Origin of the sequence: Vibrio sp. 10N (assembly GCF_036245475.1) — a bacterium.
In the GTDB taxonomy this organism is placed as follows: Bacteria; Pseudomonadota; Gammaproteobacteria; order Enterobacterales; family Vibrionaceae; genus Vibrio.
The window spans coordinates 3457331-3472438 of the sequence record NZ_BTPM01000001.1; the positions used below are offsets into that span (position 1 = coordinate 3457331).

The following is a 15108-nucleotide window of genomic DNA, read 5'->3' on the forward strand; positions in this document are numbered from 1 at the left end:
GGATATTTCTATTCTCTTGTTCCCTTCGCTGGTACTAACCAGATCAGGTTCAACGGATCCCGAATTAACGGTCTCAGCCCTATGGGCACTCCGACAAGTATTGTGTCGATTATAAAGGAATTAGTTTTAATACATCAACAAGACGTAAGACATTTTTGCCTAACTTTTGGTCAGCATCTGAAATCCTAACCAACAAGCTGAAATACTCAAGACGACATTAAGTAAGATATTCAAACCCATCTTCAAAAACGCCCCCTGCTGCATCATGAGCACGTTATCCATAGAAAAGGTAGAGAATGTCGTCAGTGCTCCAAGAAAGCCCAGGCCGATGATTTGACGCCATGGTTCAGGAGCGAATATCTCTGCCTCAAACGCAGCAATAAGTAAGCCCATAATGAACGAGCCCACCACATTGACGGTGAGAGTACCATAAGGAAAACCACGACCGAAAAGCACGATACAAAGTTCAGAAACCAAATATCGTGAGCAAGCACCAACAGCTCCCCCTAATGCGATAAAACCCAAAATTGAAAACTGCCCCATCACCGAACCCCAAAACTACAAATAGAAAAGGTAATAATATACTAACAATGAATAATTTCGAGTCAGCATCACGTTTTTCAACCATAAAATCCTATCGATAATCCATCAGATTGGCGAGATTATTTCAAAAGTTACAGGCGTCACTTATGAGGATAAAATGAAGAAGTGGTTAGTTGCTAGAGCACAAAACGGATTGGATCAAAGAAGAAAAGCTTCACAGACGGGGGGGACGTTTCTGATGAACGTAAAAAGCCCTACTCTTTCGACGGAAGCAACTAGTCTAAGACTTAGTATATTGCAGATAGCAAAAAGCCTCGTCTTTCGACGCAATGTAGATCAGATAAGGATCGGTTGACCGATCCTTCTGATGAGAGACAATCGGAAACCTGTTTATAGGTTTCCGATTTTTTTATGTCTATTCAAAACTTCTTTGCCGACTTCCTCGAAGAAAACCCTGTCGATGTAGCTCAGCTCACCACATTCTCTGAACATATTCCTGATGAGTGGGTCGCTAAAGCAGCCTCTCTGTCTGATAAAGCGACAATCCGTCGACGCCGACTACCGAGTGATATGGTTTTGTGGTTAATTGTTGGTATGGCTTTTTTCCGTAATGAACCCATTGCCGAAGTCGCACGGAGAATGAACGTCTGTGCTGATGGCCTTGCTGATGAAGAACTGTTGGCAAAGAGCGCTTTAACCCAAGCAAGACAGCGCTTAGGTAAAGCAGCACCAGAATGGCTGTTTAAGCAATGCGGAAAAACATGGGGGCTTGAGCGATACCCTGATGATACTTGGCAAGGCCTACAGGTTTTTGCTGTAGATGGTGCTCTTTTTAGAACAGCTGACACACCCGAATTAAGAGAACATTTTGGCTCTGGTAATACGTCTAGCAACAGGCAAACACCTCATCCAGTATTGAGGGTTGTGACAATGATGAATGTTCGCTCTCATGTCATCGTTGATGCAGCGATAAGCCCGTATCGCCGAGGTGAAATCCCTCTAGCGATGCCCTTCATCAACGCTTTACCAGACAACTCTGTGACATTACTGGATAAAGGGTTTTATGGAGCAGATTTACTACTTTCTCTTCACAACAGTGGAATAAATAGACATTGGCTTCTCCCTGCAAAGAAAGGAGTCAAATATACCCTACTGGACGATAAAGAAAGCAGTGACATGCTAGTAGAGATGAAGACCTCTCCACAGGCTCGTAAGAAGAACCCTAATCTTCCTGAGAAATGGACAGTCAGGGCGGTCACTTACGAGGTCCAAGGTAAATCCAAGACGGTGTTTACCTCTCTTCCTAGAGACAAGTATGACGCTCAATCCGTGGCAGAGCTTTATCATGAAAGGTGGGAGATAGAATTAGGTTATCGTGATATCAAGAGTTCGATGCAACATAACGCTTTAGTGTTGAGAAGCAAAACAGTCGATCTCGTCTATCAAGAGCTATGGGGACTGCTACTTGGTTATAACTTGGTGAGACGAGAAGCTAGTCAAGCCGCAGTTGAACACGGGCGCTTACCTAATGAAATAAGTTTTAAGTATGCTTGCCAATTTATAGCCAGCCAGCTCAAAGTGATGAGTAAAGCGGTATCCTTAGGTAACACGCCGAAACGCTTAAAGAGCCTTCGAGGCGACCTATCCATCCTCTTTATAGACAAACGCCCTAAGCCAAACCGGCCTAGGGCGGTAAAAATATCAAAAACCCGATACCCTGTTAATCGCAACGCTGCTCCTCTTAAATGAACTACGTTGCGTCTTTCGACGAGGCTTCATAATAAGTGGCGGAATGGCGGGGGCGCCTAGCCTTGGGTTGCATCCAACCGGGACTCGACTCCCTTGAAAAGGGAGCTACCAAATTTTAGATAATAAAAAACCCGACGCTTTCGCATCGGGTTCTCTAATAAGTGGCGGAGTGGACGGGACTCGAACCCGCGACCCCCGGCGTGACAGGCCGGTATTCTAACCAACTGAACTACCACTCCGCAGTGGTCTATTTAAAGTCTTATCTCAATCGTGCTTTAAACAGATTATGTTCAAAGCCTGGCGATGTCCTACTCTCACATGGGGAAGCCCCACACTACCATCGGCGCTATTGCGTTTCACTTCTGAGTTCGGCATGGAATCAGGTGGGTCCACAACGCTATGGTCGCCAAGCAAATTCTTAATTCGGAAAACTGATTTAAAAGTCTAAATACACATTCAAAGTTCTTGCTTTGAGTCCATCAAAACCCTTTGGGTGTTGTATGGTTAAGCCTCACGGGCAATTAGTACAGGTTAGCTCAACGCCTCACAACGCTTACACACCCTGCCTATCAACGTTCTAGTCTCGAACAACCCTTTAGGACGCTTAAAGCGCCAGGGAAGACTCATCTCAGGGCTCGCTTCCCGCTTAGATGCTTTCAGCGGTTATCGATTCCGAACTTAGCTACCGGGCAATGCGTCTGGCGACACAACCCGAACACCAGAGGTTCGTCCACTCCGGTCCTCTCGTACTAGGAGCAGCCCCCTTCAATCTTCCAACGCCCACGGCAGATAGGGACCGAACTGTCTCACGACGTTCTAAACCCAGCTCGCGTACCACTTTAAATGGCGAACAGCCATACCCTTGGGACCGACTTCAGCCCCAGGATGTGATGAGCCGACATCGAGGTGCCAAACACCGCCGTCGATATGAACTCTTGGGCGGTATCAGCCTGTTATCCCCGGAGTACCTTTTATCCGTTGAGCGATGGCCCTTCCATTCAGAACCACCGGATCACTATGACCTGCTTTCGCACCTGCTCGAATTGTCATTCTCGCAGTCAAGCGGGCTTATGCCATTGCACTAACCTCACGATGTCCAACCGTGATTAGCCCACCTTCGTGCTCCTCCGTTACTCTTTGGGAGGAGACCGCCCCAGTCAAACTACCCACCAGGCACTGTCCTCATCCCCGATTAGGGGACCAAGTTAGAACATCAACACTACAAGGGTGGTATTTCAAGGACGGCTCCACTAATACTGGCGTACTAGTTTCAAAGCCTCCCACCTATCCTACACATGTAGGGTCAATGTTCAGTGCCAAGCTGTAGTAAAGGTTCACGGGGTCTTTCCGTCTAGCCGCGGGTACACTGCATCTTCACAGCGATTTCAATTTCACTGAGTCTCGGGTGGAGACAGCGTGGCCATCATTACGCCATTCGTGCAGGTCGGAACTTACCCGACAAGGAATTTCGCTACCTTAGGACCGTTATAGTTACGGCCGCCGTTTACCGGGGCTTCGATCAAGAGCTTCGACCTAAGTCTAACCCCATCAATTAACCTTCCGGCACCGGGCAGGCGTCACACCGTATACGTCATCTTACGATTTTGCACAGTGCTGTGTTTTTAATAAACAGTTGCAGCCACCTGGTATCTGCGACTCCCCATAGCTCCATCCGCAAGGGACTTCACCGCGAGGAGCGTACCTTCTCCCGAAGTTACGGTACCATTTTGCCTAGTTCCTTCACCCGAGTTCTCTCAAGCGCCTTGGTATTCTCTACCCGACCACCTGTGTCGGTTTGGGGTACGATTCCTTACAATCTGAAGCTTAGAGGCTTTTCCTGGAAGCATGGCATCAATGACTTCACTACCGTAGTAGCTCGACATCGTGTCTCAGCCTTAAAAAGAGCCGGATTTACCTAACTCTTAAGCCTACGCACTTGAACCTGGACAACCGTCGCCAGGCCCACCTAGCCTTCTCCGTCCCCCCATCGCAATTGTAAGAAGTACGGGAATATTAACCCGTTTCCCATCGACTACGCCTTTCGGCCTCGCCTTAGGGGTCGACTCACCCTGCCCCGATTAACGTTGGACAGGAACCCTTGGTCTTCCGGCGAGGAGGTTTTTCACCCCCTTTATCGTTACTCATGTCAGCATTCGCACTTCTGATACCTCCAGCAGACCTTACAGTCCACCTTCAACGGCTTACAGAACGCTCCCCTACCCAATACATAAATGCATTGCCGCAGCTTCGGTGTATAGCTTAGCCCCGTTACATCTTCCGCGCAGGCCGACTCGACTAGTGAGCTATTACGCTTTCTTTAAATGATGGCTGCTTCTAAGCCAACATCCTAGCTGTCTAAGCCTTCCCACATCGTTTCCCACTTAGCTATACTTTGGGACCTTAGCTGGCGGTCTGGGTTGTTTCCCTCTCCACGACGGACGTTAGCACCCGCCGTGTGTCTCCCGGATAGTACTTACTGGTATTCGGAGTTTGCAAAGGGTTGGTAAGTCGGGATGACCCCCTAGCCTTAACAGTGCTCTACCCCCAGTAGTATTCGTCCGAGGCTCTACCTAAATAGATTTCGGGGAGAACCAGCTATCTCCAGGTTTGATTGGCCTTTCACCCCTAGCCACAAGTCATCCGCTAATTTTTCAACATTAGTCGGTTCGGTCCTCCAGTTGATGTTACTCAACCTTCAACCTGCCCATGGCTAGATCACCTGGTTTCGGGTCTATATCCAGAGACTGAACGCCCAGTTAAGACTCGGTTTCCCTACGGCTCCCCTAAACGGTTAACCTTGCCACTGAATATAAGTCGCTGACCCATTATACAAAAGGTACGCAGTCACACCACGAAGGTGCTCCTACTGCTTGTACGTACACGGTTTCAGGTTCTATTTCACTCCCCTCACAGGGGTTCTTTTCGCCTTTCCCTCACGGTACTGGTTCACTATCGGTCAGTCAGTAGTATTTAGCCTTGGAGGATGGTCCCCCCATATTCAGACAGGATATCACGTGTCCCGCCCTACTCGATTTCACTGATGATGAGATGTCGGTTACGGGGCTATCACCCTGTATCGCGGCACTTTCCAGAGCCTTCACCTGTCTCATTAAAAGCTTAAGGGCTAATCCAATTTCGCTCGCCGCTACTTTCGGAATCTCGGTTGATTTCTCTTCCTCGGGGTACTTAGATGTTTCAGTTCCCCCGGTTCGCCTCGCTGAGCTATGTATTCACTCAGCGATAACTGCTTATGCAGTTGGGTTTCCCCATTCAGGAATCTCAGACTCACAGGTTATTACTACCTAATCTGAGCTTATCGCAAGTTATTACGCCTTTCATCGCCTCTGACTGCCAAGGCATCCACCGTGTACGCTTAGTCACTTAACCATACAACCCCAAAGGGTCTTTGTTACGTAACCAAAGTTGTCTGCAATTTTTATACATGATGCAGACTCGATTTTGCCGGACTCAAATATGAATCACTTTCGTGATTCCCAAGAACACTTGAATGTGTGTTGGTACCTAATCAAAAGATTAGGATTTGAGAACTTTTAATTGAATAACATTAATCAAATGTTATTCGTCAGCTTTCCAAATTTTTAAAGAACGAGATTTCTTTCGAAACCATTTTTAAGAGCACTTAAAGCCTTTCTTCTAAAAGAAATGCGCTTAAAGATGGTGGGCGATACCGGGCTCGAACCAGTGACCCCCTCCTTGTAAGGGAGGTGCTCTCCCAACTGAGCTAATCGCCCACGAAAGTCATTCCGTGGAATGTTCAAGAATGGTGGAGCTAAGCAGGATCGAACTGCTGACCTCCTGCGTGCAAGGCAGGCGCTCTCCCAGCTGAGCTATAGCCCCATTTCTTGAGAGTTCCTTCAGAGAAGGAATGGTGGGTCGTGCAGGATTCGAACCTGCGACCAATTGATTAAAAGTCAACTGCTCTACCAACTGAGCTAACGACCCAATGGTATCCCGTAGGGGAGTCGAACCCCTGTTACCGCCGTGAAAGGGCGGTGTCCTAGGCCTCTAGACGAACGGGACACTAAGCAGTAAGTGTTGGGCACTTACTATTTTCTGTTTTCGCTTTTCAGCAAAAACAAAATCTCTTTATCTTTACAAACCTAATCAATCTGTGTGAACACTCATCGCAATAATCTATTCGTATAAGGAGGTGATCCAGCCCCAGGTTCCCCTAGGGCTACCTTGTTACGACTTCACCCCAGTCATGAACCACAAAGTGGTGAGCGTCCTCCCGAAGGTTAAACTACCCACTTCTTTTGCAGCCCACTCCCATGGTGTGACGGGCGGTGTGTACAAGGCCCGGGAACGTATTCACCGTGGCATTCTGATCCACGATTACTAGCGATTCCGACTTCATGGAGTCGAGTTGCAGACTCCAATCCGGACTACGACGCACTTTTTGGGATTCGCTCACTTTCGCAAGTTGGCCGCCCTCTGTATGCGCCATTGTAGCACGTGTGTAGCCCTACTCGTAAGGGCCATGATGACTTGACGTCGTCCCCACCTTCCTCCGGTTTATCACCGGCAGTCTCCCTGGAGTTCCCGACATTACTCGCTGGCAAACAAGGATAAGGGTTGCGCTCGTTGCGGGACTTAACCCAACATTTCACAACACGAGCTGACGACAGCCATGCAGCACCTGTCTCAGAGTTCCCGAAGGCACCAAAGCATCTCTGCTAAGTTCTCTGGATGTCAAGAGTAGGTAAGGTTCTTCGCGTTGCATCGAATTAAACCACATGCTCCACCGCTTGTGCGGGCCCCCGTCAATTCATTTGAGTTTTAATCTTGCGACCGTACTCCCCAGGCGGTCTACTTAACGCGTTAGCTCCGAAAGCCACGGCTCAAGGCCACAACCTCCAAGTAGACATCGTTTACGGCGTGGACTACCAGGGTATCTAATCCTGTTTGCTCCCCACGCTTTCGCATCTGAGTGTCAGTATCTGTCCAGGGGGCCGCCTTCGCCACCGGTATTCCTTCAGATCTCTACGCATTTCACCGCTACACCTGAAATTCTACCCCCCTCTACAGTACTCTAGTCAGCCAGTTTCAAATGCAGTTCCGAGGTTGAGCCCCGGGCTTTCACATCTGACTTAACTAACCACCTGCATGCGCTTTACGCCCAGTAATTCCGATTAACGCTCGCACCCTCCGTATTACCGCGGCTGCTGGCACGGAGTTAGCCGGTGCTTCTTCTGCAGCTAACGTCAAATGATGCCGCTATTAACGACACCACCTTCCTCACTGCTGAAAGTGCTTTACAACCCGAAGGCCTTCTTCACACACGCGGCATGGCTGCATCAGGCTTGCGCCCATTGTGCAATATTCCCCACTGCTGCCTCCCGTAGGAGTCTGGACCGTGTCTCAGTTCCAGTGTGGCTGATCATCCTCTCAGACCAGCTAGGGATCGTCGCCTTGGTGAGCCATTACCTCACCAACTAGCTAATCCCACCTGGGCATATCCTGACGCGAGAGGCCCGAAGGTCCCCCTCTTTGAGCCGAAGCTATTATGCGGTATTAGCCATCGTTTCCAATGGTTATCCCCCACATCAGGGCAATTTCCCAGGCATTACTCACCCGTCCGCCGCTCGACGCCGTTAACGTCCCCCGAAGGTTCAGTTAACTCGTTTCCGCTCGACTTGCATGTGTTAGGCCTGCCGCCAGCGTTCAATCTGAGCCATGATCAAACTCTTCAATTTAAGATTTTGTTCGGCTCAATGAATACTGAACATTACATAAAGTAATGTTTGAATTGACTGTGCTGAATCTTTCGATTCAATGGTCACTTCGTTTCATTGAAACCTAATTTGATACCGAAGTATCTAATTTGATTATCATCAACGAGTGCCCACACAGATTGATAGGTTTATATTGTTAAAGAGCTTGTTTCGAAGCTTACTTCAAAACGGACGGCCATTTTAGCGAGATAAGTTTTCGTGTCAACCACTTTTTTCAACTTATTTTGCTAAGCTTCTTAGAAGCTTGTGACCTTCTGACTCGTTGAGGATTTCGTTGTCCTTTCCCGTGTCAGCGAGGGGGCATTATAGAGATCGAAATCACATTGGCAATACCCTAAATACAGTTTTTTCGCTTTTTTTGTTTGTATGGTTATTTTTTGTGCTTTAGCGCTGTAATTTACCGCAATAACTCGCCAAAATAGCTCTGTTCCATAGATTTAGAGACTGATATGACTTCAATTCGTAGTTACAAAGGCATTGCCCCACAGCTGGACGACTCTGTCTATATAGATGAAACCAGTGTGATTGTTGGCGATGTTCGACTTGGCAAAGACGCCAGTGTATGGCCACTCGTATCCGCGCGCGGGGATGTTAACCATATAGAGATTGGTGAGCGCACCAATATTCAGGACAATAGCGTATTGCACGTTACTCATAAAAACGCGGAGAACCCAAACGGCTACCCACTACTTATAGGCAGTGATGTCACTATTGGTCATCAGGTGATGCTGCATGGTTGCATCATTAAAGATAGAGTGCTTGTCGGTATGGGCAGTATTGTGCTCGATGGCGCTGTTGTTGAATCTGATGTGATGATTGGTGCCGGGTCGCTCGTGCCCCCCAACAAGGTTTTGGAAAGCGGTTATCTTTACGTGGGCAGCCCGGTAAAACAGGCTCGTCCTCTTACAGATAAAGAAAGAGCCTTTTTACTACGCTCTGCAAATAACTATGTACAAAACAAAAATGACTATATGCAGGATGTGAAAGTTATCCGTTAGTCGATGACAATACGACCTTGCGCATCAAAAGCCTCATCCTCGATGAGGCTTTCTGCTATTTCTTCTAGATCAAAGCGAACGGCTTCAAACCACTCAAACGCTTTATCCTTAGTGATTTCACTTGAAGCATTGAGCTTAGCGAGCTTTTCCAGTCCAACAAGACAAACGATCAACATCCCCGCTTGCTGCGCATGAAACTCGACCATCTCTAAGTCTTGATTCCAAGCAAGCTGGTCTGAAAACAGAATCGACTGGTTCATGTCATTAGCCTTCTAAATTTTTTCGTAATTCACGCAAGATCTGTTTGGTACCCGGTCTAAGGCCGCGCCACAGCATAAAGCTCTCCGCCGCTTGTCCAACCAACATACCTAAACCGTCGTAGGCAAATCTTGCACCCGAATCTTTCGCCCATTGATTGAAGGTAGTCAGACCTTGTCCATAAGTCATGTCGTAGCTCACCGTATGATCAGCAAAGATGACGCTACTAATTTCTGGCAGTTGTTTATATAAGCTGGTAGAGGATGAGTTAATCACCACGTCATAGGAACGAGAGACATCTTGCATAGGCACCGCGCTTATCGAGCCAAACGGTTCAAATAGCTCAGCAAGCTGTTGTGCTTTTTCGAAAGTACGGTTTGTAATGGTAATGGAGGCAGGTTTTTGATCGAGCAGAGGCTTAAGCACACCACGCGCTGCACCGCCTGAGCCAATCACTAATATAGAGGCGCCTTCAAGCTGAACTTGATGTTGCAGCAAATCTTGAACCAAGCCTTCACCGTCGGTGTTGTCACCAATGATCTCACCATCATCAAGCTTCTTAAGTGTATTCACTGCGCCAGCAAGCTTTGCGCGCTCCGTCAAACGGCCTGCGAATTGAAAGGCATCCTCTTTAAATGGTGCGGTAACATTGCACCCTTTACCACCCGATTGAAAAAACGCCGTTGCTGCTTGCTTGAACGCTTCTGGCTCAGGCTGCTGGCGGCCGTATTCTAAGTTTTGCGAGGTTTGTCGTGCGAAGAGAGTATGAATATACGGTGACTTACTCTGTGAGATAGGGTTACCAAATACCACGTACTGATCGGGCTTGCTCATGTCTGTGCCTACTGTCCTTGCCTAATGGGTGCCGAAATGTATAGCTCGACACTATCACTTCGACACACATTCGCCAAGTTGTACGAGGACGATAAGGGAGTTTACCACTCTCTAGGTTTGAGGTAGTCGTTATACAAAGTCGCCTCTGCACTGCCTTCCTCTGGCTGGTAGCTATACTCCCAGCGCGCAAGTGGAGGCATCGACATCAAAATCGATTCCGTACGCCCCCCACTTTGCAGTCCAAATAGCGTGCCACGATCATAAACTAGGTTAAATTCAACATATCGGCCGCGACGATACAGCTGGAAATTGCGCTCACGCTCACCATACTGCTCAGCTTTACGTTTTTCCACAATTGGCAAGTAAGCCTCAGTGTAACCGTTACCCACCGCCTGCATGTAGGCGAACGAGCGTTCAAAGCCCCACTGGTTCAAATCATCGAAGAACAGACCACCAACACCACGAGTCTCATTACGATGGGGTAGGAAGAAATAATCGTCACACCATTTTTTGTGCTCCGCATACACCTCCTCACCAAAAGGCTGACAAATTTGCTTTGCCGTATCATGCCAATGCTGGCAGTCCTCTTCGAAAGGATAAAATGGCGTAAGGTCAAAACCGCCCCCGAACCACCAAATTGGCTCTTCACCCTCTTTCTCAGCTATAAAGAAACGTACATTGGCATGGGATGTGGGAATATATGGGTTCTTAGGATGAATCACCAAAGACACCCCCATGGCTTCAAACTTACGTCCAGCAAGCTCTGGTCGATGCGCAGTCGCAGACGCTGGCATTTTGTCGCCAAACACGTGGGAGAAGTTTACACCGCCTTGTTCAAAAATGTGGCCGTCTTTCATCACTCGACTGCGACCGCCACCGCCTAGCTCCCGCTGCCACTCATCCTGCTGAAAAGTCGCGACGCCGTCTTGCTGCTCGAGCTTTTGGCAGATATCGTCTTGGAGCTGAAGTAGAAAAGCTTTAACTTGATGTTTATCGACTTGCTGCACGAGGACTCCTTAGCCTTGTCGTAATACTTTTAGGGTGCGAGCATCACGGATCTCACTCGGTTTATTTCTACCCCCCGTCTCACCTTCGAGGATCGCAGACAGGCGATTACCTAGTTGCTGCTTAACTTCTTCAGTCGTCATGCAAGATGGCATGCCGGAGAGATTAGCACTGGTCGACGTAATTGGCTTGCCGTAGGCCAAACACAATTTCTGTACCAACTCATGGTCAGTAACACGCACTGCGATGGTGTCAAAAGCGCCGCTCAACCAAGAAGAGACACGGGCACTGGCAGGCATGATCCAAGTGTAAGGCCCAGGCCAAGTTTGCTGAACACTTTCTAGCTGCTGCTCTGTCAGTTGCGCTTCATCAATGTAAGGGCGAAGCTGCTCAAAATTCGCCGCGATAAGGATAAGCCCTTTCTCAACAGGGCGCTCTTTAACGGCTAAAAGCGTTTTAATTGCTTGAGTATCGTCTGGATCACAACCCACACCAAATACCCCTTCCGTTGGATAAGCAATAACTTCACCGGATTGAAGCGCTGCAACTGTGGTTTGAAAATTATCCACCGAGACTCCCTCTTACTAAAAGCTAAACAAATATTTTACATTTCTACGGCACTATGCTCAAAAGCCGAGTGAGAATCCAGAAAAAAACACAAAAATCACCCACGCAAACGTTTTCCTAAGAAAAAAATCCTCGTATAATGCGCGCAAATTAGTCCATTTGCACACGCCTTGAAGGAGCTTCGGATGAAAGTCGGCATTATTATGGGTTCAAAATCAGATTGGCCAACCATGAAACTAGCAGCAGAAATGCTGGATCAGTTTGGTGTGGATTATGAAACCAAGGTTGTTTCTGCTCACCGCACACCGCAACTACTCGCTGACTACGCGACCTCTGCGAAAGAGCGCGGTATCTCAGTCATCATCGCCGGTGCTGGCGGCGCGGCGCACCTTCCAGGTATGGCAGCGGCATTCACCAGTGTTCCAGTTCTGGGTGTTCCAGTTCAAAGTCGTGCACTAAAAGGCATGGACTCATTACTGTCTATCGTGCAAATGCCAAAAGGCATCGCTGTTGGCACACTGGCTATCGGTGAAGCAGGCGCAGCAAACGCGGGTATCCTAGCCGCGCAGATCATTGGTGTTCATGACAACGCCGTAATGGAAAAAGTTGAAGCCTTCCGCAGCCAACAAACAGAAACCGTACTTGCTAACCCAGATCCTTCTGAGGACTAATGATGAAACACGTACTGGTTCTTGGAGCAGGCCAACTGGCGCGCATGATGTCGCTAGCCGGTGCCCCTCTGAATATCAAAATCTCAGCATTTGATGTGCGCAGTGAGAATATCGTTCACCCACTGACACTTGAAGTGCTGGGTAACGGTCTAGAGCATGCCATTGCTGAAGCTGACGTTATCACGGCTGAGTTCGAACACATTCCACTCGATGTCCTCGCGATCTGTGAGAAGAGTGGCAAGTTCCTCCCGTCGACAGAAGCCATCAAAGCTGGTGGTGATCGCCGTATTGAAAAAGGCCTTCTCGACAGCGCAGGTGTGAAAAACGCCAAATATTCCGTTATCAATACACGCGAAGATTTTGATGCGGCTATTGCCCACGTCGGTCTGCCTATGGTGCTTAAGAGCGCATTGGGTGGCTATGACGGAAAAGGTCAGTGGCGTTTAAAAACGCTTGATGATGTCGACACAATTTGGGCAGAAATGGCCGAATGTATTGCAGAATCAGAAAGCCAAGCGATCGTTGCTGAGGAGTTTGTCCCTTTCCAACGCGAAGTATCACTGGTTGGCGCACGCAACAAGCAAGGTGAGATTGCTATCTACCCACTGGCTGAAAACGTACATACTGACGGCGTACTAACGCTATCAACAGCGATTGATGAACCAGAACTGCAAGCTCAAGCGGCGCAAATGTTTACCGCGGTGGCCGAGTCTTTGGACTATGTTGGCGTGCTTGCACTTGAGTTCTTCGATGTGCATGGTCAGTTACTAGTGAATGAGATTGCACCTCGCGTGCACAACTCTGGACACTGGACGCAACAAGGTGCGGATACTTGTCAGTTTGAAAACCATCTACGTGCGGTATGCGACATGCCTCTTGGCTCGACACAAGCCATTCGTGCCACGTCTATGGTGAACATTTTAGGCGAAGATGCATTGCCAGAAGCGGTACACAGCCTGTCTGGCTGCCACGTTCACTGGTATGGTAAAGACAAACGTGCTGGCCGTAAGATGGGTCACATCAATGTCACGGCCAATGACAAAGCGGCACTTAAGGCGCAGCTACTTGCCTTGTCAGAGTTACTCGATGAAGCGGCTTTTCCTGCGCTGAAACCAGCCGCTGAAGCCCTTTAAGCTAGGCGTAAACTTTTAGAAATGGCTCCCTTGGGAGCCATTTCAGATTGCTGACGAACCCCGCTTTTTCAAGCGGGGTTCTTTTTTCGGAGCGGCCGTAGGCCGCGATCGCGATATTTTTTGTTAGATAGCGTTCTGAAGTGAGTAAGGCTTAAATCGGCATACAGAGACTAGTATTTGACTTATTTCTGCCTTATTTAGGCCCATTTTTCGCAGATAGCTCACCACCAACGCTATCTTCTTGATGTTTTGAGCGGCAGCGGCTAACCAACATTGCATTTGCACTTTTGCGAGACCGCGGTAGCGCGCGTAACGGTGGCCATGGTGTTGTTTTGCATCGGCGAAGCTTCGTTCTACTGTTTCACTTCGCCTCCGATACGTCTTCTTTCCGTAGCTAGAGAGTCGCATTTGATTGGCTCGCTCCACCGTCTCACTATAAAGGTGACGCGTTATGACCTTCTGCATATTTTCACTCTTAGTACAGTCGTCCCGAACGGGGCAAAACGCACATTGTTTCGGGTCTGAAGCGTATGAGCGATAGCCTGCGCGTGTTGTGGTTTTATAGATAAGTTCTTGCCCTTCTGGACAGCGATAGGTATCGGTCTCTTTTTGGTATTTGAAGTCTTTCTTCTTAAATTTGTTCTTAGTTCTTGATGGGCGGCGATACCCGAACACACCTAATATACTGCGGCGCTCGAGTGATTCAGCAACAGGCGCAGTGAAGTAACCTGCATCGATACCAACTGCGATAGGATTGAGGTTGAACTGCTCTAGTGTGTGATCGAGACGACGGATATAGGGCTGTGAGTCATTCACATTCCCCGGTGTTGCGTATGTGTCTACGATGATACCGTGCTTACCATCCACGGTTCGGTGGTCAAGATAGAAGAAGCCTTGAGGCTTATTGTCTCGTGTCATAAAGCCACTTTCAGGGTCGGTGGTGCTGACTTTAGTGTTTTTGACGTCTGTCTTTGGTGGCGTCTCTTTGAATGGATTTTTACCTTCAGATTCTCGGTCTGCAGCCACATCTTCATTCAGCATATCAAGATAAGCGCCTGCACTAACTGGACGCAGACGATTCATGTGCTTGTTCTTGTTAGCATTGGCTTTAAGGTGTGTACTGTCAGTGAAGAGCTCCTGTCCTGCGACTAAGTCTTTCTCCATCGCTTGAAGCACTATGTTGTTGAAGATGCGCTCAAAGACGTCAGTACCATTGAAGCGTCGAATTCGGTTCTGGCTTAACGTCGAAGCATGGATAACTTTTTCGGTCAGTGACATTCGTAAGAACCAACGATAAGCGACGTTCACTTCAATTTCTTTGACCAGTTGGCGCTCACTTTTGATGCCGAATAGGTAGCCAAGCAAAATGATTTTGAATAAGCGAACAGGGTCTACGGGCGGGCGGCCGTTATCTTTGCAATATAGATGTGCCACTTCGTCTCGGATGAATTCGAAGTCGATGGCATTATCAATTTTACGAACGAGATGATTTTGTGGAACAAGCTGTTCCATCGTGACCATTTCGAGTTCGTATTGCTGAGGAGAAGGTTCTTGAAGCATATCGGAGTATCCATATTTCGATACTCCTATTAGA

General features: G+C 48.2%; 10 protein-coding genes, 5 tRNA genes, 3 rRNA genes and 1 riboswitch. Of the genes, 4 read left to right on the forward strand and 14 right to left on the reverse strand.

The features are described from left to right. Positions 1 to 3 precede the first annotated feature (3 nt). Positions 4 to 103: riboswitch (TPP riboswitch) on the reverse strand. A 56-nt stretch (positions 104 to 159) separates the two neighbouring features. Then, a complete protein-coding gene (crcB, locus tag AAA946_RS15965) occupies positions 160 to 543 on the reverse strand; it encodes a fluoride efflux transporter CrcB (protein ID WP_338165690.1) in 384 nt (127 codons plus the stop codon). A gap of 411 nt (positions 544 to 954) precedes the next feature. Between crcB and AAA946_RS15970 the strand changes: the two genes are divergently transcribed. Continuing rightward, positions 955 to 2292 (forward strand): IS4 family transposase, encoded by a 1338-nt coding sequence (locus AAA946_RS15970; protein WP_338163367.1) that lies wholly within the window; start codon positions 955 to 957, stop codon positions 2290 to 2292. Positions 2293 to 2454: 162 nt separating this feature from the next. Here AAA946_RS15970 and AAA946_RS15975 read toward each other — a convergent pair. From AAA946_RS15975 to AAA946_RS16010, 8 genes are all read right to left on the reverse strand, one after another. Then, positions 2455 to 2531: transfer RNA gene (locus tag AAA946_RS15975), tRNA-Asp, on the reverse strand. Positions 2532 to 2587: 56 nt separating this feature from the next. Further along, positions 2588 to 2703 (reverse strand): 5S ribosomal RNA (rrf, locus tag AAA946_RS15980). Between the two features lie 89 nt (positions 2704 to 2792). Further along, positions 2793 to 5679, reverse strand: a 23S ribosomal RNA gene (locus AAA946_RS15985). Positions 5680 to 5968: 289 nt separating this feature from the next. Beyond that, positions 5969 to 6044 (reverse strand) — tRNA-Val (locus tag AAA946_RS15990). Between the two features lie 30 nt (positions 6045 to 6074). After that, positions 6075 to 6150: transfer RNA gene (locus AAA946_RS15995), tRNA-Ala, on the reverse strand. Between the two features lie 29 nt (positions 6151 to 6179). Beyond that, positions 6180 to 6255, reverse strand: a tRNA-Lys gene (locus AAA946_RS16000). 2 nt (positions 6256 to 6257) lie between these two features. Next, positions 6258 to 6333: transfer RNA gene (locus tag AAA946_RS16005), tRNA-Glu, on the reverse strand. Between the two features lie 123 nt (positions 6334 to 6456). After that, positions 6457 to 8009: ribosomal RNA gene (locus tag AAA946_RS16010) — 16S ribosomal RNA — on the reverse strand. The 16S, 23S and 5S rRNA genes sit together here with 5 tRNA genes alongside, the layout of an rRNA operon. 488 nt (positions 8010 to 8497) lie before the next feature. Between AAA946_RS16010 and AAA946_RS16015 the strand changes: the two genes are divergently transcribed. Then, complete coding sequence (locus tag AAA946_RS16015) at positions 8498 to 9046, forward strand: gamma carbonic anhydrase family protein (RefSeq protein WP_338165691.1); 549 nt, start codon at positions 8498 to 8500, stop codon at positions 9044 to 9046. On the opposite strand, the gene AAA946_RS16020 is transcribed toward AAA946_RS16015, so the two are convergent. The 4 genes from AAA946_RS16020 to AAA946_RS16035 form a co-directional block, all read right to left on the reverse strand. Next, positions 9043 to 9306, reverse strand: coding sequence for a DUF1488 family protein (locus tag AAA946_RS16020; RefSeq protein ID WP_338165692.1), 264 nt, complete (start codon positions 9304 to 9306; stop codon positions 9043 to 9045). The genes AAA946_RS16015 and AAA946_RS16020 overlap by 4 nt on opposite strands. A gap of 4 nt (positions 9307 to 9310) precedes the next feature. Further along, a complete protein-coding gene (gene aroE / locus AAA946_RS16025; protein WP_338165693.1) occupies positions 9311 to 10138 on the reverse strand; it encodes a shikimate dehydrogenase in 828 nt (275 codons plus the stop codon). A gap of 101 nt (positions 10139 to 10239) precedes the next feature. Next, a complete protein-coding gene (hemF, locus tag AAA946_RS16030) occupies positions 10240 to 11145 on the reverse strand; it encodes an oxygen-dependent coproporphyrinogen oxidase (RefSeq protein WP_338165694.1) in 906 nt (301 codons plus the stop codon). A 9-nt stretch (positions 11146 to 11154) separates the two neighbouring features. Continuing rightward, positions 11155 to 11712 (reverse strand): L-threonylcarbamoyladenylate synthase, encoded by a 558-nt coding sequence (locus AAA946_RS16035; RefSeq protein ID WP_338165695.1) that lies wholly within the window; start codon positions 11710 to 11712, stop codon positions 11155 to 11157. 183 nt (positions 11713 to 11895) lie between these two features. On the opposite strand from AAA946_RS16035, the gene purE reads away from it, so the two are divergent. Together purE and AAA946_RS16045 are read left to right on the forward strand one after the other, a co-directional pair. Further along, a complete protein-coding gene (gene purE, locus AAA946_RS16040) occupies positions 11896 to 12381 on the forward strand; it encodes a 5-(carboxyamino)imidazole ribonucleotide mutase (RefSeq protein WP_042478050.1) in 486 nt (161 codons plus the stop codon). 2 nt (positions 12382 to 12383) lie between these two features. Further along, on the forward strand, positions 12384 to 13514 hold the full coding sequence (locus tag AAA946_RS16045; RefSeq protein ID WP_338165857.1) for a 5-(carboxyamino)imidazole ribonucleotide synthase: 1131 nt from the start codon (positions 12384 to 12386) through the stop codon (positions 13512 to 13514). Between the two features lie 123 nt (positions 13515 to 13637). Here AAA946_RS16045 and AAA946_RS16050 read toward each other — a convergent pair whose 3' ends face one another. Continuing rightward, entirely contained in the window at positions 13638 to 15074 is a 1437-nt protein-coding gene (locus AAA946_RS16050; RefSeq protein WP_338165696.1) for an IS1182 family transposase, read from the reverse strand. Positions 15075 to 15108 lie beyond the last annotated feature (34 nt).

Bases quoted from the DNA above. Each gene is read 5' to 3' on its own strand.
- crcB (WP_338165690.1), bottom strand. From the start codon at position 543: ATGGGGCAGTTTTCAATTTTGGGTTTTATCGCATTAGGGGGAGCTGTT.
- AAA946_RS15970 (WP_338163367.1), top strand. From the start codon at position 955: ATGTCTATTCAAAACTTCTTTGCCGACTTCCTCGAAGAAAACCCTGTC.
- AAA946_RS16015 (WP_338165691.1), top strand. From the start codon at position 8,498: ATGACTTCAATTCGTAGTTACAAAGGCATTGCCCCACAGCTGGACGAC.
- AAA946_RS16020 (WP_338165692.1), bottom strand. From the start codon at position 9,306: ATGAACCAGTCGATTCTGTTTTCAGACCAGCTTGCTTGGAATCAAGAC.
- aroE (WP_338165693.1), bottom strand. From the start codon at position 10,138: ATGAGCAAGCCCGATCAGTACGTGGTATTTGGTAACCCTATCTCACAG.
- purE (WP_042478050.1), top strand. From the start codon at position 11,896: ATGAAAGTCGGCATTATTATGGGTTCAAAATCAGATTGGCCAACCATG.
- AAA946_RS16045 (WP_338165857.1), top strand. From the start codon at position 12,384: ATGAAACACGTACTGGTTCTTGGAGCAGGCCAACTGGCGCGCATGATG.
- AAA946_RS16050 (WP_338165696.1), bottom strand. From the start codon at position 15,074: ATGCTTCAAGAACCTTCTCCTCAGCAATACGAACTCGAAATGGTCACG.